This window comes from Pseudomonas sp. TH07, assembly GCF_016651285.1.
In the GTDB taxonomy this organism is placed as follows: domain Bacteria; phylum Pseudomonadota; class Gammaproteobacteria; order Pseudomonadales; family Pseudomonadaceae; genus Aquipseudomonas.
Genome location: NZ_JAEKED010000001.1, coordinates 3113717 through 3136559, shown reverse-complemented (window position 1 = coordinate 3136559; position 22843 = coordinate 3113717). Strand labels below are relative to the sequence as shown.

21 protein-coding genes are annotated in these 22843 nt (G+C 62.8%); 9 read left to right on the top strand and 12 right to left on the bottom strand.

What is annotated here, in order from left to right:
- Positions 1–23: 23 nt before the first annotated feature.
- The 4 genes from JFU57_RS14625 to JFU57_RS14610 all read right to left on the bottom strand — a co-directional run bounded on the left by JFU57_RS14625 (position 24) and on the right by JFU57_RS14610 (position 3740).
- Positions 24–1199 carry a M20 aminoacylase family protein gene (locus JFU57_RS14625; protein ID WP_201129778.1) on the bottom strand — a complete coding sequence of 392 codons (1176 nt, stop codon included), beginning with the start codon at positions 1197–1199 and terminating at the stop codon, positions 24–26.
- Between the two features lie 157 nt (positions 1200–1356).
- A complete protein-coding gene (locus tag JFU57_RS14620) occupies positions 1357–1683 on the bottom strand; it encodes an amidase (RefSeq protein WP_201129776.1) in 327 nt (108 codons plus the stop codon).
- Entirely contained in the window at positions 1680–2780 is a 1101-nt protein-coding gene (locus JFU57_RS14615) for a serine hydrolase domain-containing protein (RefSeq protein ID WP_201129774.1), read from the bottom strand. Before JFU57_RS14615 ends, JFU57_RS14620 begins: the two co-directional genes overlap by 4 nt.
- Before the next feature lie 66 nt (positions 2781–2846).
- Positions 2847–3740 carry an acyl-CoA dehydrogenase family protein gene (locus tag JFU57_RS14610; RefSeq protein WP_201129772.1) on the bottom strand — a complete coding sequence of 298 codons (894 nt, stop codon included), beginning with the start codon at positions 3738–3740 and terminating at the stop codon, positions 2847–2849.
- Between the two features lie 140 nt (positions 3741–3880).
- Here JFU57_RS14610 and olsB point away from each other — a divergent pair, with 140 nt between their 5' ends.
- On the top strand, positions 3881–4636 hold the full coding sequence (gene olsB, locus JFU57_RS14605) for an L-ornithine N(alpha)-acyltransferase (RefSeq protein WP_078470194.1): 756 nt from the start codon (positions 3881–3883) through the stop codon (positions 4634–4636).
- The gene (locus JFU57_RS14600; RefSeq protein ID WP_078470193.1) at positions 4636–5430 is read left to right on the top strand and encodes a lysophospholipid acyltransferase family protein; all 795 of its coding nucleotides are present in this window, start codon (positions 4636–4638) and stop codon (positions 5428–5430) included. Before olsB ends, JFU57_RS14600 begins: the two co-directional genes overlap by 1 nt.
- Before the next feature lie 81 nt (positions 5431–5511).
- Here the strand turns inward: JFU57_RS14600 and JFU57_RS14595 are convergent, their stop codons facing one another.
- Positions 5512–6096 carry an acyl carrier protein phosphodiesterase gene (locus tag JFU57_RS14595; RefSeq protein WP_078470192.1) on the bottom strand — a complete coding sequence of 195 codons (585 nt, stop codon included), beginning with the start codon at positions 6094–6096 and terminating at the stop codon, positions 5512–5514.
- A gap of 153 nt (positions 6097–6249) precedes the next feature.
- On the opposite strand from JFU57_RS14595, the gene JFU57_RS14590 reads away from it, so the two are divergent.
- Genes JFU57_RS14590 through JFU57_RS14580 form a run of 3 tightly spaced genes read left to right on the top strand, consistent with a single transcriptional unit; the run spans position 6250 to position 8813 of the window.
- A complete protein-coding gene (locus JFU57_RS14590; protein ID WP_020299051.1) occupies positions 6250–6552 on the top strand; it encodes an ArsR/SmtB family transcription factor in 303 nt (100 codons plus the stop codon).
- A gap of 17 nt (positions 6553–6569) precedes the next feature.
- Positions 6570–7736: an MFS transporter gene (locus JFU57_RS14585; RefSeq protein ID WP_020299052.1), complete on the top strand. Its 1167-nt coding sequence runs from the start codon at positions 6570–6572 to the stop codon at positions 7734–7736.
- A 27-nt stretch (positions 7737–7763) separates the two neighbouring features.
- Positions 7764–8813, top strand: coding sequence for an alkene reductase (locus JFU57_RS14580; RefSeq protein ID WP_201129771.1), 1050 nt, complete (start codon positions 7764–7766; stop codon positions 8811–8813).
- 324 nt (positions 8814–9137) lie between these two features.
- Here JFU57_RS14580 and emhR read toward each other — a convergent pair whose 3' ends face one another.
- Positions 9138–9770, bottom strand: a complete 633-nt coding sequence (gene emhR / locus JFU57_RS14575) for an efflux system transcriptional repressor EmhR (protein WP_078470190.1) — start codon at positions 9768–9770, stop codon at positions 9138–9140.
- Positions 9771–10022: 252 nt separating this feature from the next.
- Between emhR and emhA the strand changes: the two genes are divergently transcribed.
- The 4 genes from emhA to JFU57_RS14555 all read left to right on the top strand — a co-directional run bounded on the left by emhA (position 10023) and on the right by JFU57_RS14555 (position 17358).
- Positions 10023–11180 (top strand): efflux RND transporter periplasmic adaptor subunit EmhA, encoded by a 1158-nt coding sequence (emhA, locus tag JFU57_RS14570; protein ID WP_020299056.1) that lies wholly within the window; start codon positions 10023–10025, stop codon positions 11178–11180.
- Between the two features lie 3 nt (positions 11181–11183).
- On the top strand, positions 11184–14333 hold the full coding sequence (locus JFU57_RS14565) for an efflux RND transporter permease subunit (RefSeq protein ID WP_201129770.1): 3150 nt from the start codon (positions 11184–11186) through the stop codon (positions 14331–14333).
- Positions 14330–15790 (top strand): AdeC/AdeK/OprM family multidrug efflux complex outer membrane factor, encoded by a 1461-nt coding sequence (adeC, locus tag JFU57_RS14560; protein WP_078470188.1) that lies wholly within the window; start codon positions 14330–14332, stop codon positions 15788–15790. Before JFU57_RS14565 ends, adeC begins: the two co-directional genes overlap by 4 nt.
- Positions 15791–16092: 302 nt before the next feature.
- Positions 16093–17358, top strand: coding sequence for an OprD family porin (locus tag JFU57_RS14555; RefSeq protein ID WP_078470187.1), 1266 nt, complete (start codon positions 16093–16095; stop codon positions 17356–17358).
- A 93-nt stretch (positions 17359–17451) separates the two neighbouring features.
- Here JFU57_RS14555 and pcaC read toward each other — a convergent pair whose 3' ends face one another.
- From pcaC to pcaH, 6 genes are all read right to left on the bottom strand, one after another.
- Positions 17452–17847, bottom strand: a complete 396-nt coding sequence (gene pcaC / locus JFU57_RS14550; RefSeq protein WP_078470186.1) for a 4-carboxymuconolactone decarboxylase — start codon at positions 17845–17847, stop codon at positions 17452–17454.
- Between the two features lie 10 nt (positions 17848–17857).
- Positions 17858–18658 (bottom strand): 3-oxoadipate enol-lactonase, encoded by an 801-nt coding sequence (gene pcaD, locus JFU57_RS14545; RefSeq protein ID WP_201129769.1) that lies wholly within the window; start codon positions 18656–18658, stop codon positions 17858–17860.
- 11 nt (positions 18659–18669) lie between these two features.
- The gene (locus JFU57_RS14540; protein WP_201129768.1) at positions 18670–20034 is read right to left on the bottom strand and encodes a 3-carboxy-cis,cis-muconate cycloisomerase; all 1365 of its coding nucleotides are present in this window, start codon (positions 20032–20034) and stop codon (positions 18670–18672) included.
- 48 nt (positions 20035–20082) lie between these two features.
- Positions 20083–21378, bottom strand: coding sequence for an MFS family transporter (locus tag JFU57_RS14535; RefSeq protein ID WP_078470183.1), 1296 nt, complete (start codon positions 21376–21378; stop codon positions 20083–20085).
- A 127-nt stretch (positions 21379–21505) separates the two neighbouring features.
- The gene (gene pcaG, locus JFU57_RS14530; RefSeq protein WP_201129767.1) at positions 21506–22072 is read right to left on the bottom strand and encodes a protocatechuate 3,4-dioxygenase subunit alpha; all 567 of its coding nucleotides are present in this window, start codon (positions 22070–22072) and stop codon (positions 21506–21508) included.
- 1 nt (position 22073) lies between these two features.
- Positions 22074–22778, bottom strand: a complete 705-nt coding sequence (gene pcaH / locus JFU57_RS14525; protein WP_201129766.1) for a protocatechuate 3,4-dioxygenase subunit beta — start codon at positions 22776–22778, stop codon at positions 22074–22076.
- Between the last annotated feature and the right edge of the window lie 65 nt (positions 22779–22843).

Below are 22843 nucleotides of genomic sequence, written 5' to 3'. Positions count from 1 at the left end.
CAGCGGCAGAAGAAAGGAAAAGCTCAGGCCGGCTTGAGCCAACTCTCGGCCAACGCACCCCAGTAGGCAGCGCCCGTGAGCAGGATGTCGTCGTTGAAGTCATAGCCAGGGTTGTGGACCATCGGCCGCCCCAGGCCGTTGCCGATAAACAGGTAGCTGCCGGGGCAGCGTTGCAGCATCCAGGCGAAGTCTTCGCTGCCCATCAGTTTCGGCGTATTGCCATCGACCGCCTGCTCCCCCAGCAACGCCACACCGACCTGGCGGGCGAACTCGGTTTCCGCCGGGCTGTTGACCAGCACCGGATACGCCGGCCGGTGGTCGATGCTGGCGGTGCAGCCATAACTCTGTGCCTGGCTGCGGATGATGGCCCTGACCCGTTCGAGCATCAGCTCGCGCACCGGAGCATTCAGCGCGCGCAGGCTCAGGCGCAGCAACGCCTGTTGCGGGATGACGTTGGCGGCTTCACCGGCCTGCAATGCCCCTACGGTCACCACGGCCGCCTCCTGGGCATCGATATTGCGTGCCACCACCGTCTGCAACGCCATGACCATGCTCGCCGCCGCCACCAACGGGTCCACCGCCAGGTGCGGCATGGAGCCGTGGCCGCCAACGCCTTCAATGGTCACGGTAAGCAGGTCCTGGGACGCCATCATCGGCCCCGTGCGAAAACCCAGGTGCCCGGCCGGCAGCCCTGGCATGTTGTGCAGGCCGAACAGCGCATCACAGGGGAAACGCTCCAGCAAACCATCGGCCAGCATGGCCTCGGCCCCGCCCTGGCCTTCTTCGGCCGGCTGGAAAATCAGGGTCAGGGTGCCGTCGAAACGGCGGGTAGCTGCCAGGTAACGTGCAGCACCGAGCAGCATTGCCGTGTGCCCGTCATGGCCACAGGCATGCATGCAACCCTGGTGCTGGCTGCTGTAGCCGAGCCCGGTGTTTTCGATGATCGGCAAGGCGTCCATGTCGGCCCGCAGGCCCAGCCGACCGGGGCCATTGCCATTGCGCAGCACGCCGACCACGCCGGTATGGCCAACGCCGGTGTGAACCTCGAACCCCCACTCTTCCAGGAAGCGCGCCACCAGCGCGGCAGTGCGCTGCTCTTCAAAGCCCAGTTCAGGGTGGGCGTGAATATCCTGGCGAATGGCGTGCAACTCACTGGCGACGTCATTGAGCCAGGCCAGGATGTGCGGGTGTCGGGTCATGCTGGGTCTCCTTGGGTCGGGTGTGTTCCCGTTCTTTTTCGGAGCGCTTCACGGCGTAGCAAGGCGTGATCACGGCTCTGCGTCAGATAACCGCGAGCCGGATCAGAGGACAATCAAATGTGGTTCCACTGGGTGGAACAGGCTTGGGTGGGGTGGTTCAGGGAGCCAGCCGGCATCCCTCGCGCTCGCCGATCCAGGCCGCGCTGTGGCTGCGTCCCAGGCCACCGGCCGTGACCCGGCGGTGCTCCGGCTCATCGACAAATTGGCTCAGGGGCAAGTATTGCCGCACGTAACCCAGGCAATAATCGGCCGGGTTCTGCATCACATAACGGCAGGAGCAGTACTCCTTGGCGCTGTAGGCACCGAGGATGTCCGGGAATGCCCGCAGCGCCAGCCGTTCATGCCAGACCCAGGCCAGCAGCGCCGCCAGCAGCAACAGCAGCAGGCTGGAAACAGGTCGGCGCCGAACCCATGAACGGCTCATGGTCGCCCCTGCCGTCCGAATGCCAGCAGGGCCCGCTTCAGCAGTTCGTTGTGCCGGTAGCTGCCATCGCGATCGTCGGCGTAGCGCACGATGACCAGGTTTTCACTGGGCACTATGTACAGCGCCTGGCCCCAGTGCCCCAGGGCGGCAAAGGTGTCGCTCGGCGCATCGGGCCAGGGTGGCGCCGCGCCTTGCACGGCGCGGTTGAGCCACCAGTGGGCGCCCGGCACCGCCTCGTCCTGGTGGGCCTGGTAGCCGCTGAAGGGCGTGCGACAGAATTCGACCCAGGCCTTGGGCAGCAACTGGCGCTCGCCCCAACGCCCGTCGCGCTGCATCAACAGGCCGATGCGCGCCAGGTCACGGGCGCGCAGGTAGGCATAGGAGGAGCCGACGAACGTCCCGGCAGCATCGGTTTCCCACACCGCCTGCCTGATTCCCAGGGGGTCGAACAACGCGGTCCAGGGGTAATCGGCATAGGCGGGCGCGCCGAGCATGTTCTGCAAGGCCGCAGACAGCAGGTTGCTGTCGCCGCTGGAATAACGGAAAGCCTGCCCTGGCGCGCTGAAGGCGGCATGGCCTGCGGCGAAGGCCGCCATATCCTGATGGCCGCGGGTGTAGAGCATGGCCACCACCGAGGAGTTGAGTGGTGCGTATTCATAGTCCTCCTGCCAATCCAGGCCCGAGGCCCAATGCAGCAGATCGGCCATGCTGATCTGCGGGTGTTGTTGCAGGGCGGGATAGAAGCTCGCGGCCTTGTCCTCCAGCTGAAAGCGCCCTTGGCCATAAGCCACGCCCAGCATCACCGCGAGCAGGCTCTTGCTGATGGACCAGGTCAGGTGCGGGGTGTTGGCGGTGGTCGGCCCGGCGTAACGTTCGTAGATGAGCTGGCCATCGCGGATCACCAGCAGGGCGTCGGTGCGAATACCGGCACGGGTCGTGTCATCCCGCGGCACGAAGGCATAGGCTTCCAGCGCATCGAGTGCCGGGCCACTGGCTGCCGGACCCTGGCTCCATTGCTCGCCGGGCCAGTGTTCGGCGCGCACCGGCACAGTGACCAGCAAGAGCAAGGTGAGCAACAGGGTCGAGCCTTTGAACATTGTAGAAAACCCGGGGCCGGAAACCTGCACAGCCTAGCCCCGGCAGATGACAGTTTCAGCAGCGCCTCAAGCCGACAGCGGCGCCAAGCCGGCCAAGGCCTTGGCCAGGCGTTTGGCCCGGGCGCCGCCGGCGATCTCAAGCACGGATTGGTCGCGGGACCACAACTGTGCCCACTCCTGGGGGCCTTCGGCAAAGGCCTGCTGGATCTGCGCCTTGAGCCCATCGAACTGAGCGAACAACCCGCCCAGCAGAATATGTGTGCTGCTGGCCGAGGGACTTTGCCGGCTGGCTTCGGCACACCCGGCGAGCAGGGCCAGGAGTTGCAATTGCAGAGCCTGCGGCCATTGACTGTCCTGGCCGACGCCATACAGCCAGGCGCCCAGGGCGCTGAGGACATAAATGTCCTCCAGGCTGCGAAAGGGTTTGACGTAGGCATCCCAGCCATCGCCGGCCAGCCGTTCGCAGAGCGCGTGTTCGAGGTGCAGGCGACCGTGGCTGATGTCGGGCATCAGCGGCAGGGGTGGGAGTTTTTCCACGCTGACCCCAGGCTCGCCGGCGTAGACCACCGCCAGGCTCAGGCGCGGATCTTCGCCGGGTGCTTCGCTGCGCGCGGCAATCAGCAGCCAGTCGGCGGCATCGCCTGCGGTGACGAAATCCTTGCGCCCGCTCAGGCGCAGATCCGCCAGCCGGGTCTGCATGTCCGCCGCGCGCAGGCTGCGCTGCTCGGTGGCGCACAAGGCGCCCAGGCTCGGCGGCGCACTGGGCCAGAGCACACGCAACGCGGCTTGGTAACCCACCAGAAACGCCAGCCCCGGGCTGCTCATCAAGCGCCCGCCGCGCAGCGCCAGGTCGAACGGGGTGACCGGGCCCAGGTGCTCCAGCAGCGCGGCGTAACCCTCCGCCAGGTCCGGGTTGGCCGGCAGTCGTTCACGGCAGTTGAGCAGGTCTGGCCAAGGCATGGGGGGCTCCTTCTGGGCTGTCATATAAGCATCACCAAAGCTTAATGGCGATGACACCGGGGCTACATAGCCTGACTTTGCACAACAAAGTCGATCGGCTGCAACCCAAGGCGGGTCAGCGGCCCGCACGGAGATTCACAATGACTCAGATCGCCCGCATCAGCGACACCGGCAGTGAACGCCGCCTGCAAGCCGAACGTCTGGTCGGCGCCCACGCCCTGCAAGAAGCCCAGGCGCTGCGCTTCACCGTCTTCAGCGGCGAGTTCAACGCCAAGCTCAAGGGCGCGGAATTGGGTCTGGACATGGATGACTATGACGTCCACTGCAGCCATATCGGTGTGCGTGACCTGAACACCGGGCGCCTGGTCGCCACCACTCGCCTGCTCGACCACCAGGCCGCCAGCAGCCTGGGGCGCTTTTACAGCGAAGAGGAATTCAGCCTGCACGGGCTGGTGCATCTAAAGGGCCCGATCCTGGAAATCGGTCGCACCTGTGTCGACCCGGCCTACCGCAACGGCGGCACCATTGCCGTGCTCTGGGGCGAGTTGGCCGAAGTGCTCAACCAGGGCGGCTACAGCTACCTGATGGGCTGCGCCAGCATCCCGATGCAGGACGGCGGCGTGCAGGCCCACGCCATCATGCAACGCCTGCGCGAGCGCTACCTGTGCACCGAACACCTGCGTGCCGAACCGAAAAAACCGCTGCCGAGCCTCGATATCCCGTCCAACGTGATCGCTGAAATGCCGCCGCTGCTCAAGGCCTACATGCGCCTGGGCGCGAAGATCTGCGGCGAGCCGTGCTGGGACGAAGACTTCCAGGTCGCCGACGTGTTTATCCTGCTCAAGCGCGACGAGTTGTGCCCCCGCTACGCCCGGCACTTCAAGGCGGCCGTGTAATGAGCCGGCTACGGGTCTACGGGCGGATTGCCCGGGTGCTGCTGGTGGTCGCGCTGGGCTTGAGCATGGCCACCGTGTTTGGCTTGTTCGAACGCCTGGGCGTGGCCAATTCCATGGTTCGGCGCCAGCGCTGGTCGCGCTTCTTCATGGCCCGCCTGAGCAACGCCCTGCCCTTTGAAATCACGGTACATGGCGAGGTGCCGCGGCAGCCGATGCTGTGGGTCAGCAACCACGTGTCCTGGACTGATATCCCGTTGCTTGGCGCGCTGAACCCGTTGTCATTCCTGTCCAAGGCCGAAGTGCGGACCTGGCCGGTGGCTGGCTGGCTCGCGGCCAAGGCCGGCAGCCTGTTTATCCGCCGTGGCGCGGGCGACAGCCAGTTGATCCGCAAGCAAATGACCCGGCACCTGCAGCAGCAACATCCGCTGCTGATGTTCCCTGAAGGCACCACCACCGATGGCCGTGGCCTGCGCACCTTTCACGGGCGTTTGCTGGCCAGTGCCATTGACGCCGACGTGGCGCTGCAGCCGGTGGCCATTCGTTACCTGCGTGACGGGCAAATTGACTCTCTGGCACCGTTTATCGGCGATGACGATCTGCTCTCGCACCTGATGCGCCTGTTTGCCAACGACCAGGGCCAGGTCGAAATCCACCTGCTCAAACCCATTGCCTGTCGCGGCCAGGAACGCGCGGCGCTGGCCTTCCAGGCGCAGCAGGCGGTGCAGAAGGCGCTGTTTGGCGAGGTGCCCAAGGGCGTTGAGGTTGGGCGCGGCGAGGAATGGGTGGCGGCCTGAGGAATTCGTTTTTGGCGCGCCAGCCCAGTGCATCGCCAGCAAGCGCCTTCGTCACAGGACGCTTCCTGGGAAGCCGGCAGGTCAGCCGGTTTCCCTGAGGCGTTCTTGGGCAAACAGCTGCAACTGCGGGTAGAACTCCCGAAAGTCCTCGCTCAATGGCTGATACAGCCGCTCCAGTTCGCCCATCGCTTGCGCCAGCTCCTCCGGGCGTGACAAGCGACGCGAAATCCCTCGCAGCACTTGCTCCAGCACCTCGAACTCCCGATAGGAACCCAGCCAGTCATGGGCCGCCATATGCGGCGCGATCTGCGCCAGGCGTCCCGGCAGTTGCGGTTCACTGGCCAGCACCCGGTACACGTCCGAGGTGAACAGCGCCAGTGGCTGCGTGGCGTACAGAGCCCAGTCGCGCGCCAGGCAGTGATCGAAAAACACGTCGATGACAATGCCGGCATAGCGCCTGCGGGTCAGGGAAAAACGCGACAGCGCAGCGCCCACCAGTGGGTGGCTGTCGGTGTAAGTATCGATGCTGCGATGCAACGCAATCGCGGCTTCGATCTCCGGGTTGAACTGGCCTTGCAGCCGACCTTTGACGAAGTCGCCGTACAGACTGCCGAGCAATTGACCGGGGCGCTGGCCGCCGAGGTGCAGATGTGCGAGATAATTCATGGGCGCAGCTTAGCACCGCGCGACACGCATCGTTATAACCCGATATACCGATAAAGAATGATTTAAGACCAAAATCATATTGGTATATCGCGAAATACCGATTTAAAGTTCGCTTCATCGCGATATAACGTTTTACCCAAACCGAGCACTGCCATGCCTATCGATCTCGACGAAATAATAAAAGCCCTGGCGCACCCAGTACGGCGAGAAATTCTTCACTGGCTCAAAGACCCGACTGTTGAATTCCCTGATCAGAGCCACAGCAATGAACACGGCGTATGCGCCGGGCAGATCGATCAACGCTGCGGCCTGTCGCAGTCGACCGTCTCCGCCCACCTCGCCACCTTGCAACGAGCGGGACTGATCAGCAGCCGCAAAGTCGGCCAATGGCATTTCTTCAAACGCAATGAGGAAAACATTCAGCTGTTCCTCAAACAAATGAGCCAAGAGCTCTGATCTGACAAGGACCCACAATGCCCCTCTCGCTACTTATCCTGGCCCTGAGCGCCTTCGCCATCGGCACCACCGAGTTCGTCATTATGGGCTTGCTGCCCGATGTGGCGAACGACCTCGGTGTGTCGATCCCGGGCGCCGGCTGGCTGGTGACCGGTTACGCCCTGGGCGTGGCCATCGGTGCGCCCTTCATGGCACTGGCCACCGCCAAGCTGCCGCGCAAGGCTGCCCTGGTAGCCCTGATGGGCATTTTCATTGTCGGCAACCTGCTGTGTGCGCTGGCCAGTGACTACAACGTGCTGATGTTCGCCCGAGTGGTCACCGCCCTCTGCCACGGCGCCTTCTTTGGTATCGGTTCGGTGGTTGCCGCCGGCCTGGTGCCCGCCAACAAGCGCGCCTCGGCCGTGGCCCTGATGTTCACCGGCCTGACCTTGGCCAACGTCCTCGGTGTTCCACTGGGCACGGCACTGGGCCAGGAAGCCGGCTGGCGCTCGACGTTCTGGGCCGTGACCGTGATCGGTGTCGTTGCCCTGATCGGCCTGATCCGCTTTCTGCCGGCCAAGCGCGACGAGGAAAAACTCGACATGCGCTCGGAACTGGCCGCCCTCAAGGGCGCCGGGATCTGGTTGTCACTGAGCATGACCGCGCTGTTCGCCGCGTCCATGTTCACCCTCTTCACCTATGTCGCGCCGCTGCTGGGCGACGTCACCGGGGTGTCGCCCAAAGGCGTGACCTGGACCCTGCTGCTGATCGGCCTGGGCCTGACCGTGGGCAACATTATTGGCGGCAAGCTGGCGGATAAACGCCTGGCGGCCACCCTGATCGGCGTGTTTATCAGCATGGCCGTGGTCTCCACCGTCCTGAGCTGGACCAGCGTCGCGCTGATCCCGACCGAGATCACCCTGTTCCTCTGGGCCACCGCCTCGTTCGCCGCCGTACCGGCGCTGCAAATCAACGTGGTGACCTTCGGCAAGGCCGCGCCAAATCTGGTGTCGACCCTCAATATCGGCGCCTTCAACATCGGCAACGCCCTCGGCGCCTGGGTCGGCGGCAGCGTGATCGCCCATGGTTTCGGCCTGACCAGCGTGCCTCTGGCCGCAGCAGCCCTGGCGGTACTGGCGCTGCTGGTGACCCTGATTACTTTTCGCCAGGGCGGCAATGCCGATCTGGCCCCAGCGACCAACTGATACGTTTATTTAAGAAGGGTGTATTTCATGACAACTATTTTTGACCCGATCAAACTCGGCGACCTCGAACTGGCCAACCGCATCATCATGGCGCCCTTGACCCGCTGCCGCGCCGATGAAGGCCGAGTGCCCAACGCGCTGATGGCCGAGTACTACGTACAACGTGCTTCCGCGGGCCTGATCCTCAGCGAAGCCACTTCCGTGACACCCATGGGCGTCGGCTACCCGGACACCCCGGGCATCTGGTCCAACGACCAGGTTCGCGGCTGGAGCAACGTGACCAAGGCGGTCCACGGCGCGGGCGGCAAAATCTTCCTGCAACTGTGGCATGTCGGCCGCATTTCCCACCCGTCCTACCTGAACGGCGAGGCGCCAGTGGCACCGAGCGCCATTCAGGCTAAAGGTCACGTCAGCCTGGTGCGTCCGCTGGCCGACTACCCGACTCCGCGCGCCCTGGAAATCGCTGAAATCGCCGACATCGTCGACGCCTACCGCGTGGGTGCGGAAAACGCCAAGGCCGCCGGTTTCGACGGTGTGGAAGTGCACGGCGCCAACGGCTACCTGCTCGACCAATTCCTGCAAAGCAGCACCAACCAGCGTACCGACCACTACGGCGGTTCCCTGGAAAACCGTGCGCGCCTGCTGCTGGAAGTGACTGATGCGGTCATCGAAGTCTGGGGCCCGGGCCGGGTTGGCGTGCACCTCGCACCCCGTGCCGACTCTCACGACATGGGTGATGACAACCTCAGCGAAACCTTCACCTACGTCGCCCGTGAACTGGGCAAGCGCGGCATTGCCTTTATCTGCTCGCGGGAAAAAGAAGGCGCCGACAGCCTCGGCCCACAATTGAAAGCCGCATTCGGTGGCCCGTACATCGCCAACGAACGTTTCACCAAAGACAGCGCCAACGCTTGGCTGGCTGCCGGCAAGGCCGATGCCGTGGCCTTCGGTGTGCCATTTATCGCCAACCCGGACCTTCCCGCCCGCCTGAAAGCCGATGCACCGTTGAACGAGCCGCATCCGGAAACCTTCTACGGTAAAGGCCCGGTCGGCTACATCGACTACCCGACCTTGTAAGCACAGCGCTAAAAACAAAGCCCCGACTCGTGAGAGCCGGGGCTTTTTCATTACCTGTTCAACAGGATCCTGGGTTGCCTATCGTGGCTGGCAGCATGCAGATCAGGGCTATCCATTTGATCGGCTGCTCGGCGCCCTTGAGCAATGAGGGTTCACACTCGTTCACACACCCGACACAAAATCCCTACAAAATACGTAACCCGCTATCTATAAAGAAAGGGCCGGTGCGTATATAAAAGCACCCCATCGAAATAAGGCGAGCACCAGAATGATCTATGCTCGCCTTAACTGTTGACACAAGCGGTGGCAATTACGCATTTTGTCTTAAGTGCGCAAGCTGGGGCTCAGACGCAGCATATCCAGCCCGATGTCGGTCCAGCGCTCAGCCTGCTTATCAAGCTCGAAGCTGTCCGGGGCCAGAAGCCACTGATAAAGGATGCCGTCGATATAGGCGTGCATGCTGATGGCAGCGCGGGCAGTGTCGAGATTCGACGGCAGCTGTCCACGGTTCACTGCATTGCGCAACGTCAATTCGATACGCACGTTGCAGTCAATACTGGCAGCCCGGCGCTGATGGCGCAGGTCGCACATTTCATCGGTGAACTCGCACTTATGAAACAGAATTTCGTTGATTCGCCGAGTCTTTGGATCCAGAGCGACCTGATGGAACAGATGAATCAGCAGCTTGCGCATGCAGCCCAGCGGGTCGAGCTCTTCCTCGCTTTCACTGGCCCTGGCCAGTTCTTCCAGCGGCTCGCGCAAGGTATCCAGCATGGCCTGCACCAGATCCGCCTTATTGCTGAAATGCCAGTAGATCGCGCCACGAGTCACCCCTGCCAAGGTGGCAATGTCCGCCAATGTCGTACGGGCGACTCCGCGTTCATAGAAAGCCTTTTCTGCTGCCTCAAGTATTTGCTTGCGCGTTTCTTGAGCTTCCTCTTTGGTACGACGGGCCATGGCAGCAAAACCTCAATCAGGATGGCTCGGGGCGCACGAGGCCTTAATCCGAGCTTAATTACGGACGGCGATTGTTATGTGTTTATCGTCCGCCAACTCATGTTTTGTATTAAACCGGGTACGCGACCCGCTGTTTACAAACAACCATGAATGTAAGTATATTCCATAGCAAGCTACTTATCCACTCAGCGCACTTTTTTGACCCTTCCACCTTTCGAGTGCGCGTCTTGCGCGCCTGACCCGAGGATTTTCATGCAATTCAAGCCAGCTGTTACCGCTCTGGTCACTGCCGTCGCCCTGGCATCGCTGCTCAGCGGATGTAAAAAGGAAGAGGCGGCCCCTCCCCAACAGGCCCCTCAGGTCGGCGTAGTCACCCTGAAAACCCAACCCTTCACCCTGACCTCGGAACTCCCGGGGCGGACCACCGCCTACCGCATCGCCGAAGTGCGACCGCAGGTCAACGGCATCATCCTCAAGCGTCTGTTCAAAGAAGGCGGGGATGTCAAAGAAGGCCAGCAGCTGTACCAGATCGACCCGTCGGTCTATGAGGCGACGCTGAAAAGCGCCCAGGCCAACCTGCAATCGACCAAGTCGATCTCCGACCGCTACAAGCAACTGGTCGACGAACAGGCCGTAAGTCGCCAGGAATACGACACTGCCGTAGCCAACCGCCTGCAATCGGAAGCCACGCTGCAAAGCGCGCAGATCAACCTGCGCTACACCAAGGTGCTTGCGCCACTGACCGGCCGTGTCGGTCGCTCCTCGGTCACCGAAGGCGCGCTGGTCAGCAACGGCCAGGCCGACGCCATGGCCGTGATCCAGCAGCTCGATCCGATCTACGTCGACGTCACCCAGTCCTCCGTGGAGCTGCTGGAACTGCGCCGCGAGCTGGAAAGCGGTCGCCTGCAAAAGGCCGGCGACAACTCGGCCAAGGTCAAGCTGACCCTGGAAGACGGCAGCCAGTACCAACAGGACGGCAAACTTGAGTTTTCCGAAGTCTCGGTCGACGAAACCACCGGCTCCGTAACCCTGCGCGCCGTGTTCCCGAACCCTAATCACACCCTGTTGCCAGGCATGTTCGTGCACGCGCAATTGCAGGCCGGGATCAACGCTGCGGCCATTCTTGCCCCGCAACAAGGCGTGACCCGTGACCTCAAAGGCACGCCAACCGCCCTGGTGGTCGGCCCGGACAACAAGGTCGAACTGCGTCAGCTCAAGGCCAGTCGCACCGTCGGCAGCCAATGGCTGGTGGAAGACGGCTTGAAAGCCGGCGATCGACTGATTACCGAAGGCCTGCAGTTCGTCAAGCCAGGCATTGAAGTCAAGGCGACCGAAGCGACCAATGTTCCGGCGACCAACCCGGCCCCTGCACAGGCAACAGACAAAGCTGCAGGCGGCAAAGGGGAGTAAACCATGTCGAAATTTTTCATCGACCGTCCGATTTTCGCCTGGGTAATTGCCCTGGTGATCATGCTGGTCGGGGCTCTATCGATCCTCAAGTTGCCGATAAACCAGTATCCAAGCATCGCGCCACCGGCGATCGCTATCTCCGTGACCTACCCAGGCGCCTCTGCACAAACCGTGCAGGACACCGTGGTTCAGGTCATCGAGCAGCAGCTCAACGGTATCGATAACCTGCGTTATGTGTCCTCGGAAAGTAACTCCGACGGCAGCATGACCATCACCGCGACCTTCGAACAAGGCACCAACTCCGATACCGCTCAGGTCCAGGTCCAGAACAAACTGAACCTGGCCACCCCGTTGCTGCCGCAAGAAGTGCAGCAACAGGGCATCCGGGTAACCAAGGCAGTGAAGAACTTCCTGTTGGTTATCGGTGTGGTTTCCGAAGACGGCAGCATGTCCAAGGACGACCTGTCCAACTACATCGTGTCCAACATGCAGGACCCGGTGTCGCGGACCGCAGGTGTCGGCGACTTCCAGGTGTTCGGTGCACAGTACGCCATGCGTATCTGGCTCGACCCGGCCAAGCTCAACAACTACAGCCTGACCCCCGTGGACGTGAAAACCGCCGTTGCGGCGCAGAACGTCCAGGTGTCGTCCGGCCAGATCGGTGGTTTGCCGGCGCTGCCTGGCCAGCAACTGAACGCCACGATCATCGGCAAGACCCGCCTGCAGACTGCCGAGCAGTTCAAGGCGATCCTGTTGAAGGTCAACAAGGACGGCTCGCAGGTTCGCCTGGGTGATGTCGCCGACGTTGCGCTGGGTGGTGAAAACTACGCAGTCAGCGCCCAGTTCAATGGCAAGCCGGCTTCCGGCCTGGCGGTCAAACTGGCCAACGGCGCCAACGCCCTGGATACCGCCAAGGCGCTGCGCAAGACCATCAGCGACCTGGAACCCTTCTTCCCGTCCGGGATGAAAGTGGTATTCCCGTACGACACCACCCCGGTGGTGACGGAGTCCATCAGCGGTGTGGTTCACACCCTGGTCGAAGCCATCGTGCTGGTGTTCCTGGTGATGTTCCTGTTCCTGCAGAACTTCCGCGCCACCGTCATCACCACCATGACCGTTCCGGTGGTGTTGCTCGGGACCTTCGGGATCCTTGCGGCAGCCGGCTTCAGCATCAACACCCTGACCATGTTCGGCATGGTGCTGGCCATCGGTTTGCTGGTGGACGATGCCATCGTCGTGGTGGAAAACGTCGAGCGGGTGATGCAGGAGGAAGGGCTATCGCCCAAGGAGGCCACGAAAAAGTCCATGGGCCAGATCCAGGGCGCACTGGTGGGTATCGCCCTCGTGCTGTCCGCGGTACTGCTGCCAATGGCGTTCTTCAGTGGTTCCACCGGGGTGATCTACAAGCAGTTCTCGATCACCGTGGTTTCGGCCATGGCCCTGTCGGTACTGGTTGCCCTGATCTTCACCCCGGCCCTGTGCGCCACCATGCTCAAGGCTCACCCACAAGGCGAGCACGCCACCGAGAAACGCGGTTTCTTCGGCTGGTTCAACCGCACCTTCGACCGCAGCGTCAAAAGCTACGAGCGCGGCGTGGGCAATATGCTGCGTCACAAGGTGCCGTACCTGTTGGCATACGTGCTGATCGTGCTTGGCATGATCTGGCTGTTCACCCGTATTCCATCGGCGTTCCTGCCGGAAGAAGACCAGGGCGTACTCTTCGCCCAGGTGCAGACGCCAGCCGGCTCCAGTGCCGAGCGGACCCAGGTGGTGGTCGATGAAATGCGCGCCTATCTGCTGGACAAGGAGAAGGACACCGTAGCCTCGGTATTCACCGTGAACGGCTTCAACTTCGCCGGTCGCGGCCAGAGTTCGGGTATGGCGTTCATCATGCTCAAGCCGTGGGGCGAGCGCTCTTCGGAAAACAGCGTGTTCAACCTCGCGGCCCGTGCCCAGCAGCACTTCTTCAGCTTTCGCGACGCGATGGTGTTTGCCTTCGCTCCGCCAGCCGTACTGGAGTTGGGTAACGCCACCGGTTTCGACGTGTTCCTGCAGGACCGCGCCGGTATCGGGCACGAGAAACTGATGGCAGCACGCAACCAGTTCCTCGGCATGGCCGCGCAGAGCAAGATCCTGAGCCAGGTGCGTCCGAACGGCCTGAGCGATGAGCCGCAGTACCAGTTGACCATCGACGATGAACGCGCCAGTGCCTTGGGCGTGACCATCTCTGATATCAACAACACCCTGTCGATCGGCCTGGGCAGTAGCTATGTCAACGACTTCATCGACCGTGGTCGAGTGAAGAAGGTGTACATCCAGGGTCAGCCCGGCGCTCGCATGAGCCCGGAAGACCTGAAGAAATGGTACGTGCGCAACAGTGCCGGGACCATGGTGCCGTTCTCCTCGTTCGCCAAGGGTGAGTGGGTCTACGGTTCGCCGAAGCTGGCGCGCTACAACGGTGTCGAGGCGATGGAAGTCCTGGGGGCTCCGGCGCCTGGATACAGTACCGGTGAAGCCATGGCCGAAGTCGAAGCCATTGCCGCGAAGCTGCCGGCGGGCGTGGGTATTTCCTGGACCGGCCTGTCCTATGAGGAACGCCTGTCGGGTTCCCAGGCACCGGCGCTGTATGCCCTGTCGCTGCTGATGGTGTTCCTGTGCCTGGCGGCGCTGTATGAAAGCTGGTCGATTCCGATCGCGGTCATGCTCGTGGTACCCCTGGGGATCATCGGTGCACTGATGGCCACCAGCCTGCGGGGTCTGTCCAACGACGTGTACTTCCAGGTGGGGCTGTTGGTGACCATCGGTCTGGCGGCGAAAAACGCCATTCTGATCGTCGAGTTCGCCAAGGAACTGCATGAGCAGGGTCGCAGCCTGACGGACGCGGCAATCGAAGCCTGCCGCATGCGTCTGCGACCGATCATCATGACCTCGCTGGCCTTCGTGCTGGGTGTGGTCCCCCTGGCCATCTCCACCGGCGCGGGCTCGGGCAGCCAGCACGCCATCGGTACCGGGGTGATTGGCGGTATGCTCACCGCGACGATTCTGGCGATATTCTGGGTGCCTTTGTTCTTCGTCACAGTGTCTGGCATGGGTCGCAAGAAAAACGCGGACTCGGCAGAAACATCTGAAACTCCTAAAGAGGCTGGCCAATGAGCAAGTCGCTACTCTCCCTGGCAATCACCGCCGCCGTGCTAAGTGGCTGCTCGCTGATACCCGATTATCAGCAGCCGCAAGCACCGGTGGCCGCGCAATACCCGCAAGGCCCGGCCTATTCGCCAACGGAGGCCGCCAACCAGGCGGCCGCCGAACAGGGCTGGCGGCAGTTCTTCCATGACCCGGCGCTGCAACAGCTGATCCAGACCGCGCTGGTCAACAACCGCGACCTTCGGGTGGCGGCGCTGAACATCGACGCCTATGCCGCGCAGTACCAGATCCAGCGCGCGGACCTGTTCCCCGCGGTCTCGGCCAATGGCAGCGGCAGCCGCCAGCGGACCCCGGCGCGCATGTCGCAAACCGGCGAGTCGGGCATCACCAGCCAGTACTCGGCCACCCTGGGTATCAGCGCCTATGAGCTGGACTTGTTCGGCCGCGTTCGCAGTTTGAGCGAGCAGGCCCTGCAGACCTACTTCTCCAGCGAAGAAGCCCGGCGCAGTACCCAGATCAGCCTGGTGGCCAGCGTGGCCAACGCCTACCTGACCTGGCAGGCCGACAAGGAACTGCTGAAGCTGACCCAGGACACCCTGGGCGCTTTCGAGGAGAGCTACCGGCTCACCTCGCGCAGCAACGAAGTCGGGGTTGCCTCGGCGCTGGACCTGAGCCAGTCGCGGACCTCGGTCGAGAACGCCCGGGTGCAACTGGCGCGCTACACGCGCCAAGTGGCCCAGGACGAAAACAGCCTGACCCTGCTGCTGGGCACCGGCCTTCCAGCCAACCTGCCTGGCGCACAGCCCCTGGCGGCCGACCTGTTGAGCGAAATGCCAGCGGGCCTGCCTTCGGAGCTCTTGCAACGGCGTCCGGACATCCTTGAAGCCGAACACAAGCTCAAGGCGGCCAATGCCAATATCGGCGCGGCCCGCGCGGCGTTCTTCCCGAGCATCAGCCTGACCGCCAATGCCGGCACCTTGAGCCCGGACCTGTCCGGCCTGTTCAAAGGTGGTTCGGGGACCTGGCTGTTCCAGCCGCAGATCAATCTGCCGATCTTCAACGCCGGCAGCCTGCGCGCCAGCCTGGACTACTCGAAGATCCAGAAAGACATCACGGTTGCGCAGTACGAGAAATCCATCCAGACCGCCTTCCAGGAAGTCTCCGATGGCCTGGCGGCACGTCAGACCTACAACCAGCAGTTGCAGGCCCAGCGTGATTTCGTCACCGCCAACCAGGACTACTACCGTCTGGCCGAGCGCCGCTACCGCATTGGGGTCGACAGCAACCTGACCTTCCTCGACGCCCAGCGTTCGTTGTTCAGTGCGCAACAGGCGCTGATCAGTGACCGCCTTTCGCAGCTGACCAGCGAGGTCAATCTGTACAAGGCCCTGGGTGGCGGCTGGAACGAGCAGACCGCGAAGAACGAACCGGTGGCCGAACAGGCACCGAAGCTGCGCCTGTTCTAAGCACCTGCCGGCTGTGAAAAAACCCACCTCACGGTGGGTTTTTTTTGGCCTGTGCCCGGCCTGTCACTTGTGTTCGTTTATCGCCCAAAACCCGCTCATGCCCGATTGAATCGCCCTATCTGGCACCGCACCATTCCCCGCAGCGATAAAAACCAATAACAACAGGCTCTGCACCATGACCCCTCGCCCTGCCCTCTCCGGCTGATTTGCAGCCGTTTCATCACGCTCACTTTCCACCTGGCTCTGCGACTGACGTAGCGGCAGTGCCGTGCTGCGCCCTAACAATTAGAGAGACCGACAACATGAAGCCAACGACCCCCACTTCTCCTTTCCTCCTGCCTGGCCTGCTCGGCGTGGCGCTGGCCGCTGCCGCCCTGCCGGCGATGGCCGAAGAGTCCGGTTTTCTCGAAGATGCCAAGGTCAACCTGAACCTGCGCAACTTCTACATCAACCGCAACTTCACCAACCCGACCAAGGCCCAGGGCAAGGCCGAAGAGTGGACCCAGAGTTTCATCCTCGATGCCAAGTCCGGGTTCACCCAAGGCACCGTGGGTTTCGGCATGGACGTGCTGGGCCTGTACTCGCTGAAGCTCGACGGCGGCAAAGGCACCGGCGGCACTCAGTTACTGCCCCTGGACCGTGACGGGCGCCCGGCCGACAACTTCGGGCGCCTGGGGGTGGCGTTCAAGGCGCGCTTGTCGCAGACCGAGGTCAAGGTGGGCGAATGGATGCCGGTGCTGCCGATCCTGCGTTCCGATGACGGCCGCTCGCTGCCACAGACCTTCCGTGGCGGCCAGATCACGTCCAAGGAAATCGACGGCCTAACCCTCTACGGCGGCCAGTTCCGCGCCAACAGCCCGCGAGACGACAGCAGCATGAGCGACATGTCGATGACCGGCAAAGCCGCGTTCACGTCCGACCGTTTCAACTTCCAGGGCGGCGAATACAGCTTCAACGACAAGCGCACCCAGATCGGCCTGTGGAACGCCGAACTCAAGGACATCTACAGCCAACAGTTCATCAATCTGGTTCATACCCAACCCGTGGGGGACTGGACCCTGGGCGCCAACCTCGGTTTCTTCTACGGCAAGGAAGACGGCAGTGCCCGCGCCGGCGACCTGGACAACAAGACCTGGTCCGGCCTGTTCTCGGCCAAGTACGGCGGCAGCACCTTTTATGTCGGCCTGCAAAAACTCACCGGGGACAACGCCTGGATGCGGGTCAACGGCACCAGCGGCGGCACCCTGGCCAACGACAGCTACAACTCCAGCTACGACAACGCCAAGGAAAAATCCTGGCAGCTGCGCCACGATTACAACTTCGCCGCCGTCGGCGTACCGGGCCTGACCCTGATGAACCGCTACATCAGCGGTGACAACGTGCACACCGGCACCATCACCGATGGCAAGGAATGGGGCCGCGAGTCGGAACTGGCCTATACCGTGCAGAGCGGCACCCTGAAGAACCTCAACTTCAAATGGCGCAATTCCAGCATGCGTCGCGACTACAGCAACAACGAGTTCGACGAGAACCGCGTGATCGTCAGCTACCCGATCAGCCTGCTGTAAGTCGTTTCGCCAGGACCTGCTCCGGCAAAACCCACCCATGAAAAAGGCCAGCCCGGTTTACCGGTGCTGGCCTTTTTTATCGGCGTGCGGGGTTCAGGCCTCGCGGGACTCGACACCCAATTCATCCCACACCGACTCGGCGAGATGGAAGGTCGCATTGGCCGCAGGAATGCCGCAGTAGATCGCGCTCTGCATGATCACTTCCTTGATCTCGCCACGGGTCACCCCGTTGTTGGCGGCGGCACGCAGGTGCAGCTTGAGCTCTTCATTGCGGTTCATGCCGATCAGCATGGAAATGGTGATCAGGCTGCGGGTATGCCGTGGCAGGCCCGGACGGGTCCAGATATCGCCCCAGGCGTGGCGGGTGATCATCTCCTGGAACTCCGAGTTGAACTCGGTCAGGGCATTCAGGCTGCGATCGACGTGGGCATCACCCAGCACCGCGCGGCGCACCTGCATCCCCTCGTCATAACGTTGTTTCTCGTCCACAAGCGACTCCTCAAATGCTCTTGTCGGCCAGCAGGAATTCCACGACCCGGTCGCTGAATGCGGCGCCAGCCTGCACGTTGGACAAGTGCGCGGCGTAGAACTCGGCGTACTCGGCGCCCAGAACATGTTCCTGAATGTAATGCCCGCCCGACGGCGGCGTGACCGCATCTTCGGTACCGGAAATCACCAGGGTCGGAACCTTGATCGCCGACACTTGGTCACGGAAGTCTGCATCACGCACGGCCGCGCAGTTGGCTGCATAGCCCTCGGGCGAAGTCGCCGCCAGCATGTCGGTGATCAACTTGGCCTGGTCAGGGTGAGCTTCGGCGAAGTCCGCGGTGAACCAGCGGGCGATCGAAGCATCGCGCAACGCCACCATGGCTGCCTCGCCGTCACGCAGTACGGTTTCGATGCGCGGGTTCCAGATCGACGGCTCGCCAATCTTCGCCGAGGTGTTGCACACCACCAGCTTATGCAGGCGCTCGCCGGCATTGATGCCCAGCCACTGGCCGATCAGGCCGCCCATGGACAGGCCGCAGAAGTACGCGCGCTCGATGTGCAAGGCATCCAGCAGCGCCAGCACGTCATGGCCCAACTGGTCAATGGTGTAGGGCCCCGGGGTGACCAGCGACTTGCCGTGGCCTCGGGTATCCATGCGCAGCACACGGAAGTGTTGGGTAAAGGCCGGGATCTGGATATCCCACATGCGCAGGCTGGTGCCCAACGAGTTGGACAGCACCAGTACCGGAGCGTGTTCCGGACCATCAAGCTGGTAGTGCAGTTCGCCATCGGCGAGTTTTACGAATGCCACAGCAGTCTCCTTCAGGCGTTCAAGGCAAAGTGTTCGGCCACCGCGCGTTCGACCCAGGTCTGGGCCTGGCCGAGGTAATGGGCCGGATCGAGCAGGCGATCCAGTTCAGCGGCCGAAAGCTCGGCACCGACCTGGGGTTCATCGCCCAGTACCGCACGCAGGTGGCGCCCTTCGGCCACCGCCCGCTTGCAGCATTGTTCCAATAGATGATGGGCCGTCTCGCGTCCCAGACGCTGGGCCAGGGCGATGCTCACGGCTTCGGCCAATACCAGGCCGCGGGTCAGGTCGAGGTTGCTGGCCATGCGCTCGGCGTCGACCTCCAGGCCCTCGGCCACCAGCAAGGCTTGTTGCAGGGCACCGGAAACCAGGCAGCAGATCTCCGGCAGGGTTTCCCACTCGGCATGCCACAGGCCCAGGCTGCGTTCGTGCTCCTGGGGCATGGCGCTGAACATGGTTGCCAGCAGCCCGGGAACCCGGGTCGCGGTACTGATCAAAACCGCCGCGCCCACCGGATTACGCTTGTGGGGCATGGTCGATGATCCGCCCTTGCCCGGCGCCGAGGGCTCGAACACTTCCGCCGCTTCGGTCTGCATCAACAGGCTGATATCCCGTCCCAGCTTGCCCAGGCTGCCGGCGATCAGGCCAAGCGCAGCGGCGAACTCCACCAGACGGTCGCGCTGGGTGTGCCAGGGTTGTTCCGGCAGGCCCAGGTGCAGCTCGCCGGCCAATGCCTGGGCAATCGGCAATGCCTGCTCGCCGAGGGCCGCCAGGGTCCCGGAGGCGCCGCCGAACTGCAGCACCAGCAGCCGCGGCTTCAACTCCAGCAGGCGTTGCCGGCTGCGGCTGACCGCCCCCAGCCAGCCGGCGATTTTCATGCCCAGGGTGACCGGGGTCGCATGCTGCAACCAGGTCCGCCCGGCCAACGGTGTGCCGGCATAGCGGGTGGCCTGGGCCGCAAGGATGTGCCCCAGGCGCCCCAGGTCGGCTTCGATCAAGCCCAGGGCCTGGCGCAGTTGCAGCACCAGCCCGCTGTCCATCACGTCCTGGCTGGTCGCCCCCAGGTGCACATAGCGCTCGGCCTCGGCGTCGCGTTGGGCAATCTGCTTGCCCAGTGCCTTGACCAATGGAATCGCCGAGTTGCCGGCCGTGGCAATGGCTTCGCCGAGGACCGCGAAATCATAGAGCTCGGCGCGACAGGCCGCCTCGATCGGCGCCACCGCACTCTGCGGAATCTGCCCAACGCGGGCCTCGGCTCGGGCCAGGGCCGCTTCGAAATCCAGCATGGCCTGGACCCGGCCCTGGTCACAAAACACTTCACGCATGCTGCGAGCAGTGAAATAAGCATCGAACAATTGGTTGCTCGCCGGTGTACTCATAAACAATCCCTTGGAGGCACGCGCCCGTGATGGGCGCGCGCGGACAGGTCAAAGATCGTGGTGCAGATACGCCGCCTGCTTGGGCAGGCGCAGACTGAACAGGAACGCCACCGCCATCATGACCGTGACGTACCAGTAAAAGGTGTTTTCCATGCCCAGGGTCTTCAGGCCCAGGGCGACATACTCCGCCGAACCGCCGAAAATCGCATTCGCCACCGCATAAGCCAGGCCAACCCCAAGGGCCCGCACCTGAGGTGGGAACATCTCGGCTTTCACCAGACCGCTGATGGAGGTGTAGAAACTCACGATCGCCAGGGCCAGGGTGATCAGGACAAAGGCCAGGAACGGGCTGGAAACGGTTTTCAGGGTCATCAGGATCGGCACCGTGAACAAGGTCCCCAGGGCCCCGAACCAGAGCATCGAGTTCCGGCGGCCGATCTTGTCGGCCAGCATGCCGAACAACGGCTGCATGCACATATAGAGAAACAGCGCACCGGTCATGATGTAGCTGGCGGTCTTGGCGTGCATCCCGGCGGTGTTCACCAGGTACTTCTGCATATAAGTGGTGAAGGTGTAGAAAATCAGCGAGCCGCCGGCGGTGTAGCCCAGCACGGTGATAAAGGCGGCGCCGTGATTCTTGAACAGCGCGACAATACTGCCCGCGTCCTTGTCTTCACGCATTTCCTTGCTGGTGGTTTCTTTCAACGTGCGGCGCAGCAATAGCGAGATCACTGCGGCAATCGCACCAATCACAAAGGGTACTCTCCAGCCCCAAGCCTTGAGTTCCTGCTCATCGAGGAACTGCTGCAGGATCACCACCACCAGTACCGCCAGCAATTGCCCGCCGATCAGGGTCACGTACTGGAAGGAGGCGAAGAAGCCGCGCTGGCCCTTGAGCGCCACTTCACTCATGTACGTGGCAGTGGTGCCGTACTCGCCGCCCACCGACAAACCCTGGAACAGCCGCGCAACCAGCAGCAACGCCGGGGCCCAGGCGCCAATCGTGGCGTAGGTCGGGAGGAAGGCGATGACCAGGGAGCCGGCGCACATCATCAGCACCGAGATCATCATCGAATTCTTGCGCCCGTGCTTGTCGGCTACCCGGCCGAACAGCCAGCCGCCGATGGGACGCATCAGAAACCCGGCGGCAAATACGCCGGCGGTGTTGAGCAACTGCACCGTGGGATCGTCGGAGGGGAAAAATGCCGGGGCGAAATAGATCGCACAAAAGGCATAGACATAGAAGTCGAACCATTCGACCAGATTGCCCGAAGACGCGCCGACGATCGCGAAGATCCTCTTGCTGCGCTCTTCACCGGTGTAGTGACTGGTTGTGCTTGTCATGGGTTTTCACTCTTTGGGGACAGTGTGAGTCTAGACACACTTGGCAACAGTCCCGTTCCCCTGTCTGCCGCCGCTGCTTGCGGCAACCCCGAAGGGCCGCCGCAGACACCGGCACCGGCGTCGCCGGTCAGTAATCGAAAAACACCGTCTCGGCCTCAGTGCCTTGCAGGATCACGTTCCACTGATACGTGCCGTCGGCATCGGCCTTGGCCAGCAAGGTGCTGCGGCGTTCGGCCGGCACGCAGGCCAGCAACGGGTCGGCGGCGTTGGCCGGTTCGCCGTCGAAGTAAATGCGCGTCAGCAAGTGCTTGACCAGGCCACGGGCAAACACCAGCACCACCAGGTGCGGCGCCTGGGTCGCGCCCTTCAGGCCCGGCACCGTACCCGGCTTGATGGTGGTGAAACGAAAGCGCCCTTCGGCGTCCACCGGCACCCGGCCAAATCCCTGGAAGCTCGGGTCCAGGGCCTTGGGCTGGTCGTCTTCAGGGTGGTCGTACTTGCCTGCGGCATTGGCCTGCCAGATCTCCAGCATCGCGTCGTTGACGAAATCGCCATTGCCGTCCACCACCTGCCCGGTGATCGCCACGCGCTGGCCAAGGGTCTCGGCCTGGGTCAGGTCTTCGCGGTTCAGCCAGGTCAGGCCGATGTGGTAGTAGGGGCCGACGGTGTGTGAAGTGGTCGCGGTCAGCGTCATCTTATTTCTCCATCGGCGTGGCATCGCGGCCGCGCAAAACGATGTCCCAACGGTAACCGAGGGCATAGGAAGGAACGGTCTTGTCCAGGTCGAAACTGGCGATCAGGCGTTCCTTGGCGCGGGTGTCCGGCACGCAGTTGTAGATCGGGTCGTAAGCCAGCAGCGGGTCACCCGGGAAATACATCTGGGTCACCAGGCGCGTCAGCACGCTGGGACCGAACAACGAGAAGTGGATATGGGCCGGGCGCCAGGCGTTTTCGTGGTTACCCCACGGATAGGCGCCGGGCTTGATGGTCTGGAACTGATACCAGCCGTCGGCATCGGTCACGGTGCGCCCGGTGCCGGTGAAATTTGGGTCCAGGGGGGCGTCGTGCAGGTCGCGGTCATGGTTGTAGCGGCCGGCGGCGTTGGCCTGCCAGATCTCCACCAAAATGCCCGGCACCGGCAGGCCGTTCTCGTCCAGGACCCGGCCGTGGATGATGATGCGCTCGCCCTGGGGCTCACCGGCGTGTTGTGCGGTCAGGTCGTTATCACCCTCGTGCAGCGACTCGGCACCGGTGGTTGGGCCGGTGATTTCCGACAGCGAATGGGGCAAGAACACCAGCGGCTTGGAGGGCGAGCGGGTGTTGGTCGACTTGTAGGCCGGGTGCAGATAATCAGGCTGAGTACCCGCTTGCGGGCGCCGGTAACCGGGCTTGTCAATCATGGTCAATCCTCTTTTCTTATTAGAACCTGGTCACGATCTGCTGCGCTTGGCTCAGGCGGCGTTGA

Bases quoted from the DNA above. Each gene is read 5' to 3' on its own strand.
- JFU57_RS14625 (WP_201129778.1), bottom strand. From the start codon at position 1,199: ATGACCCGACACCCGCACATCCTGGCCTGGCTCAATGACGTCGCCAGT.
- JFU57_RS14620 (WP_201129776.1), bottom strand. From the start codon at position 1,683: ATGAGCCGTTCATGGGTTCGGCGCCGACCTGTTTCCAGCCTGCTGCTG.
- JFU57_RS14615 (WP_201129774.1), bottom strand. From the start codon at position 2,780: ATGTTCAAAGGCTCGACCCTGTTGCTCACCTTGCTCTTGCTGGTCACT.
- JFU57_RS14610 (WP_201129772.1), bottom strand. From the start codon at position 3,740: ATGCCTTGGCCAGACCTGCTCAACTGCCGTGAACGACTGCCGGCCAAC.
- olsB (WP_078470194.1), top strand. From the start codon at position 3,881: ATGACTCAGATCGCCCGCATCAGCGACACCGGCAGTGAACGCCGCCTG.
- JFU57_RS14600 (WP_078470193.1), top strand. From the start codon at position 4,636: ATGAGCCGGCTACGGGTCTACGGGCGGATTGCCCGGGTGCTGCTGGTG.
- JFU57_RS14595 (WP_078470192.1), bottom strand. From the start codon at position 6,096: ATGAATTATCTCGCACATCTGCACCTCGGCGGCCAGCGCCCCGGTCAA.
- JFU57_RS14590 (WP_020299051.1), top strand. From the start codon at position 6,250: ATGCCTATCGATCTCGACGAAATAATAAAAGCCCTGGCGCACCCAGTA.
- JFU57_RS14585 (WP_020299052.1), top strand. From the start codon at position 6,570: ATGCCCCTCTCGCTACTTATCCTGGCCCTGAGCGCCTTCGCCATCGGC.
- JFU57_RS14580 (WP_201129771.1), top strand. From the start codon at position 7,764: ATGACAACTATTTTTGACCCGATCAAACTCGGCGACCTCGAACTGGCC.
- emhR (WP_078470190.1), bottom strand. From the start codon at position 9,770: ATGGCCCGTCGTACCAAAGAGGAAGCTCAAGAAACGCGCAAGCAAATA.
- emhA (WP_020299056.1), top strand. From the start codon at position 10,023: ATGCAATTCAAGCCAGCTGTTACCGCTCTGGTCACTGCCGTCGCCCTG.
- JFU57_RS14565 (WP_201129770.1), top strand. From the start codon at position 11,184: ATGTCGAAATTTTTCATCGACCGTCCGATTTTCGCCTGGGTAATTGCC.
- adeC (WP_078470188.1), top strand. From the start codon at position 14,330: ATGAGCAAGTCGCTACTCTCCCTGGCAATCACCGCCGCCGTGCTAAGT.
- JFU57_RS14555 (WP_078470187.1), top strand. From the start codon at position 16,093: ATGAAGCCAACGACCCCCACTTCTCCTTTCCTCCTGCCTGGCCTGCTC.
- JFU57_RS14540 (WP_201129768.1), bottom strand. From the start codon at position 20,034: ATGAGTACACCGGCGAGCAACCAATTGTTCGATGCTTATTTCACTGCT.
- JFU57_RS14535 (WP_078470183.1), bottom strand. From the start codon at position 21,378: ATGACAAGCACAACCAGTCACTACACCGGTGAAGAGCGCAGCAAGAGG.
- pcaG (WP_201129767.1), bottom strand. From the start codon at position 22,072: ATGACGCTGACCGCGACCACTTCACACACCGTCGGCCCCTACTACCAC.
- pcaH (WP_201129766.1), bottom strand. From the start codon at position 22,778: ATGATTGACAAGCCCGGTTACCGGCGCCCGCAAGCGGGTACTCAGCCT.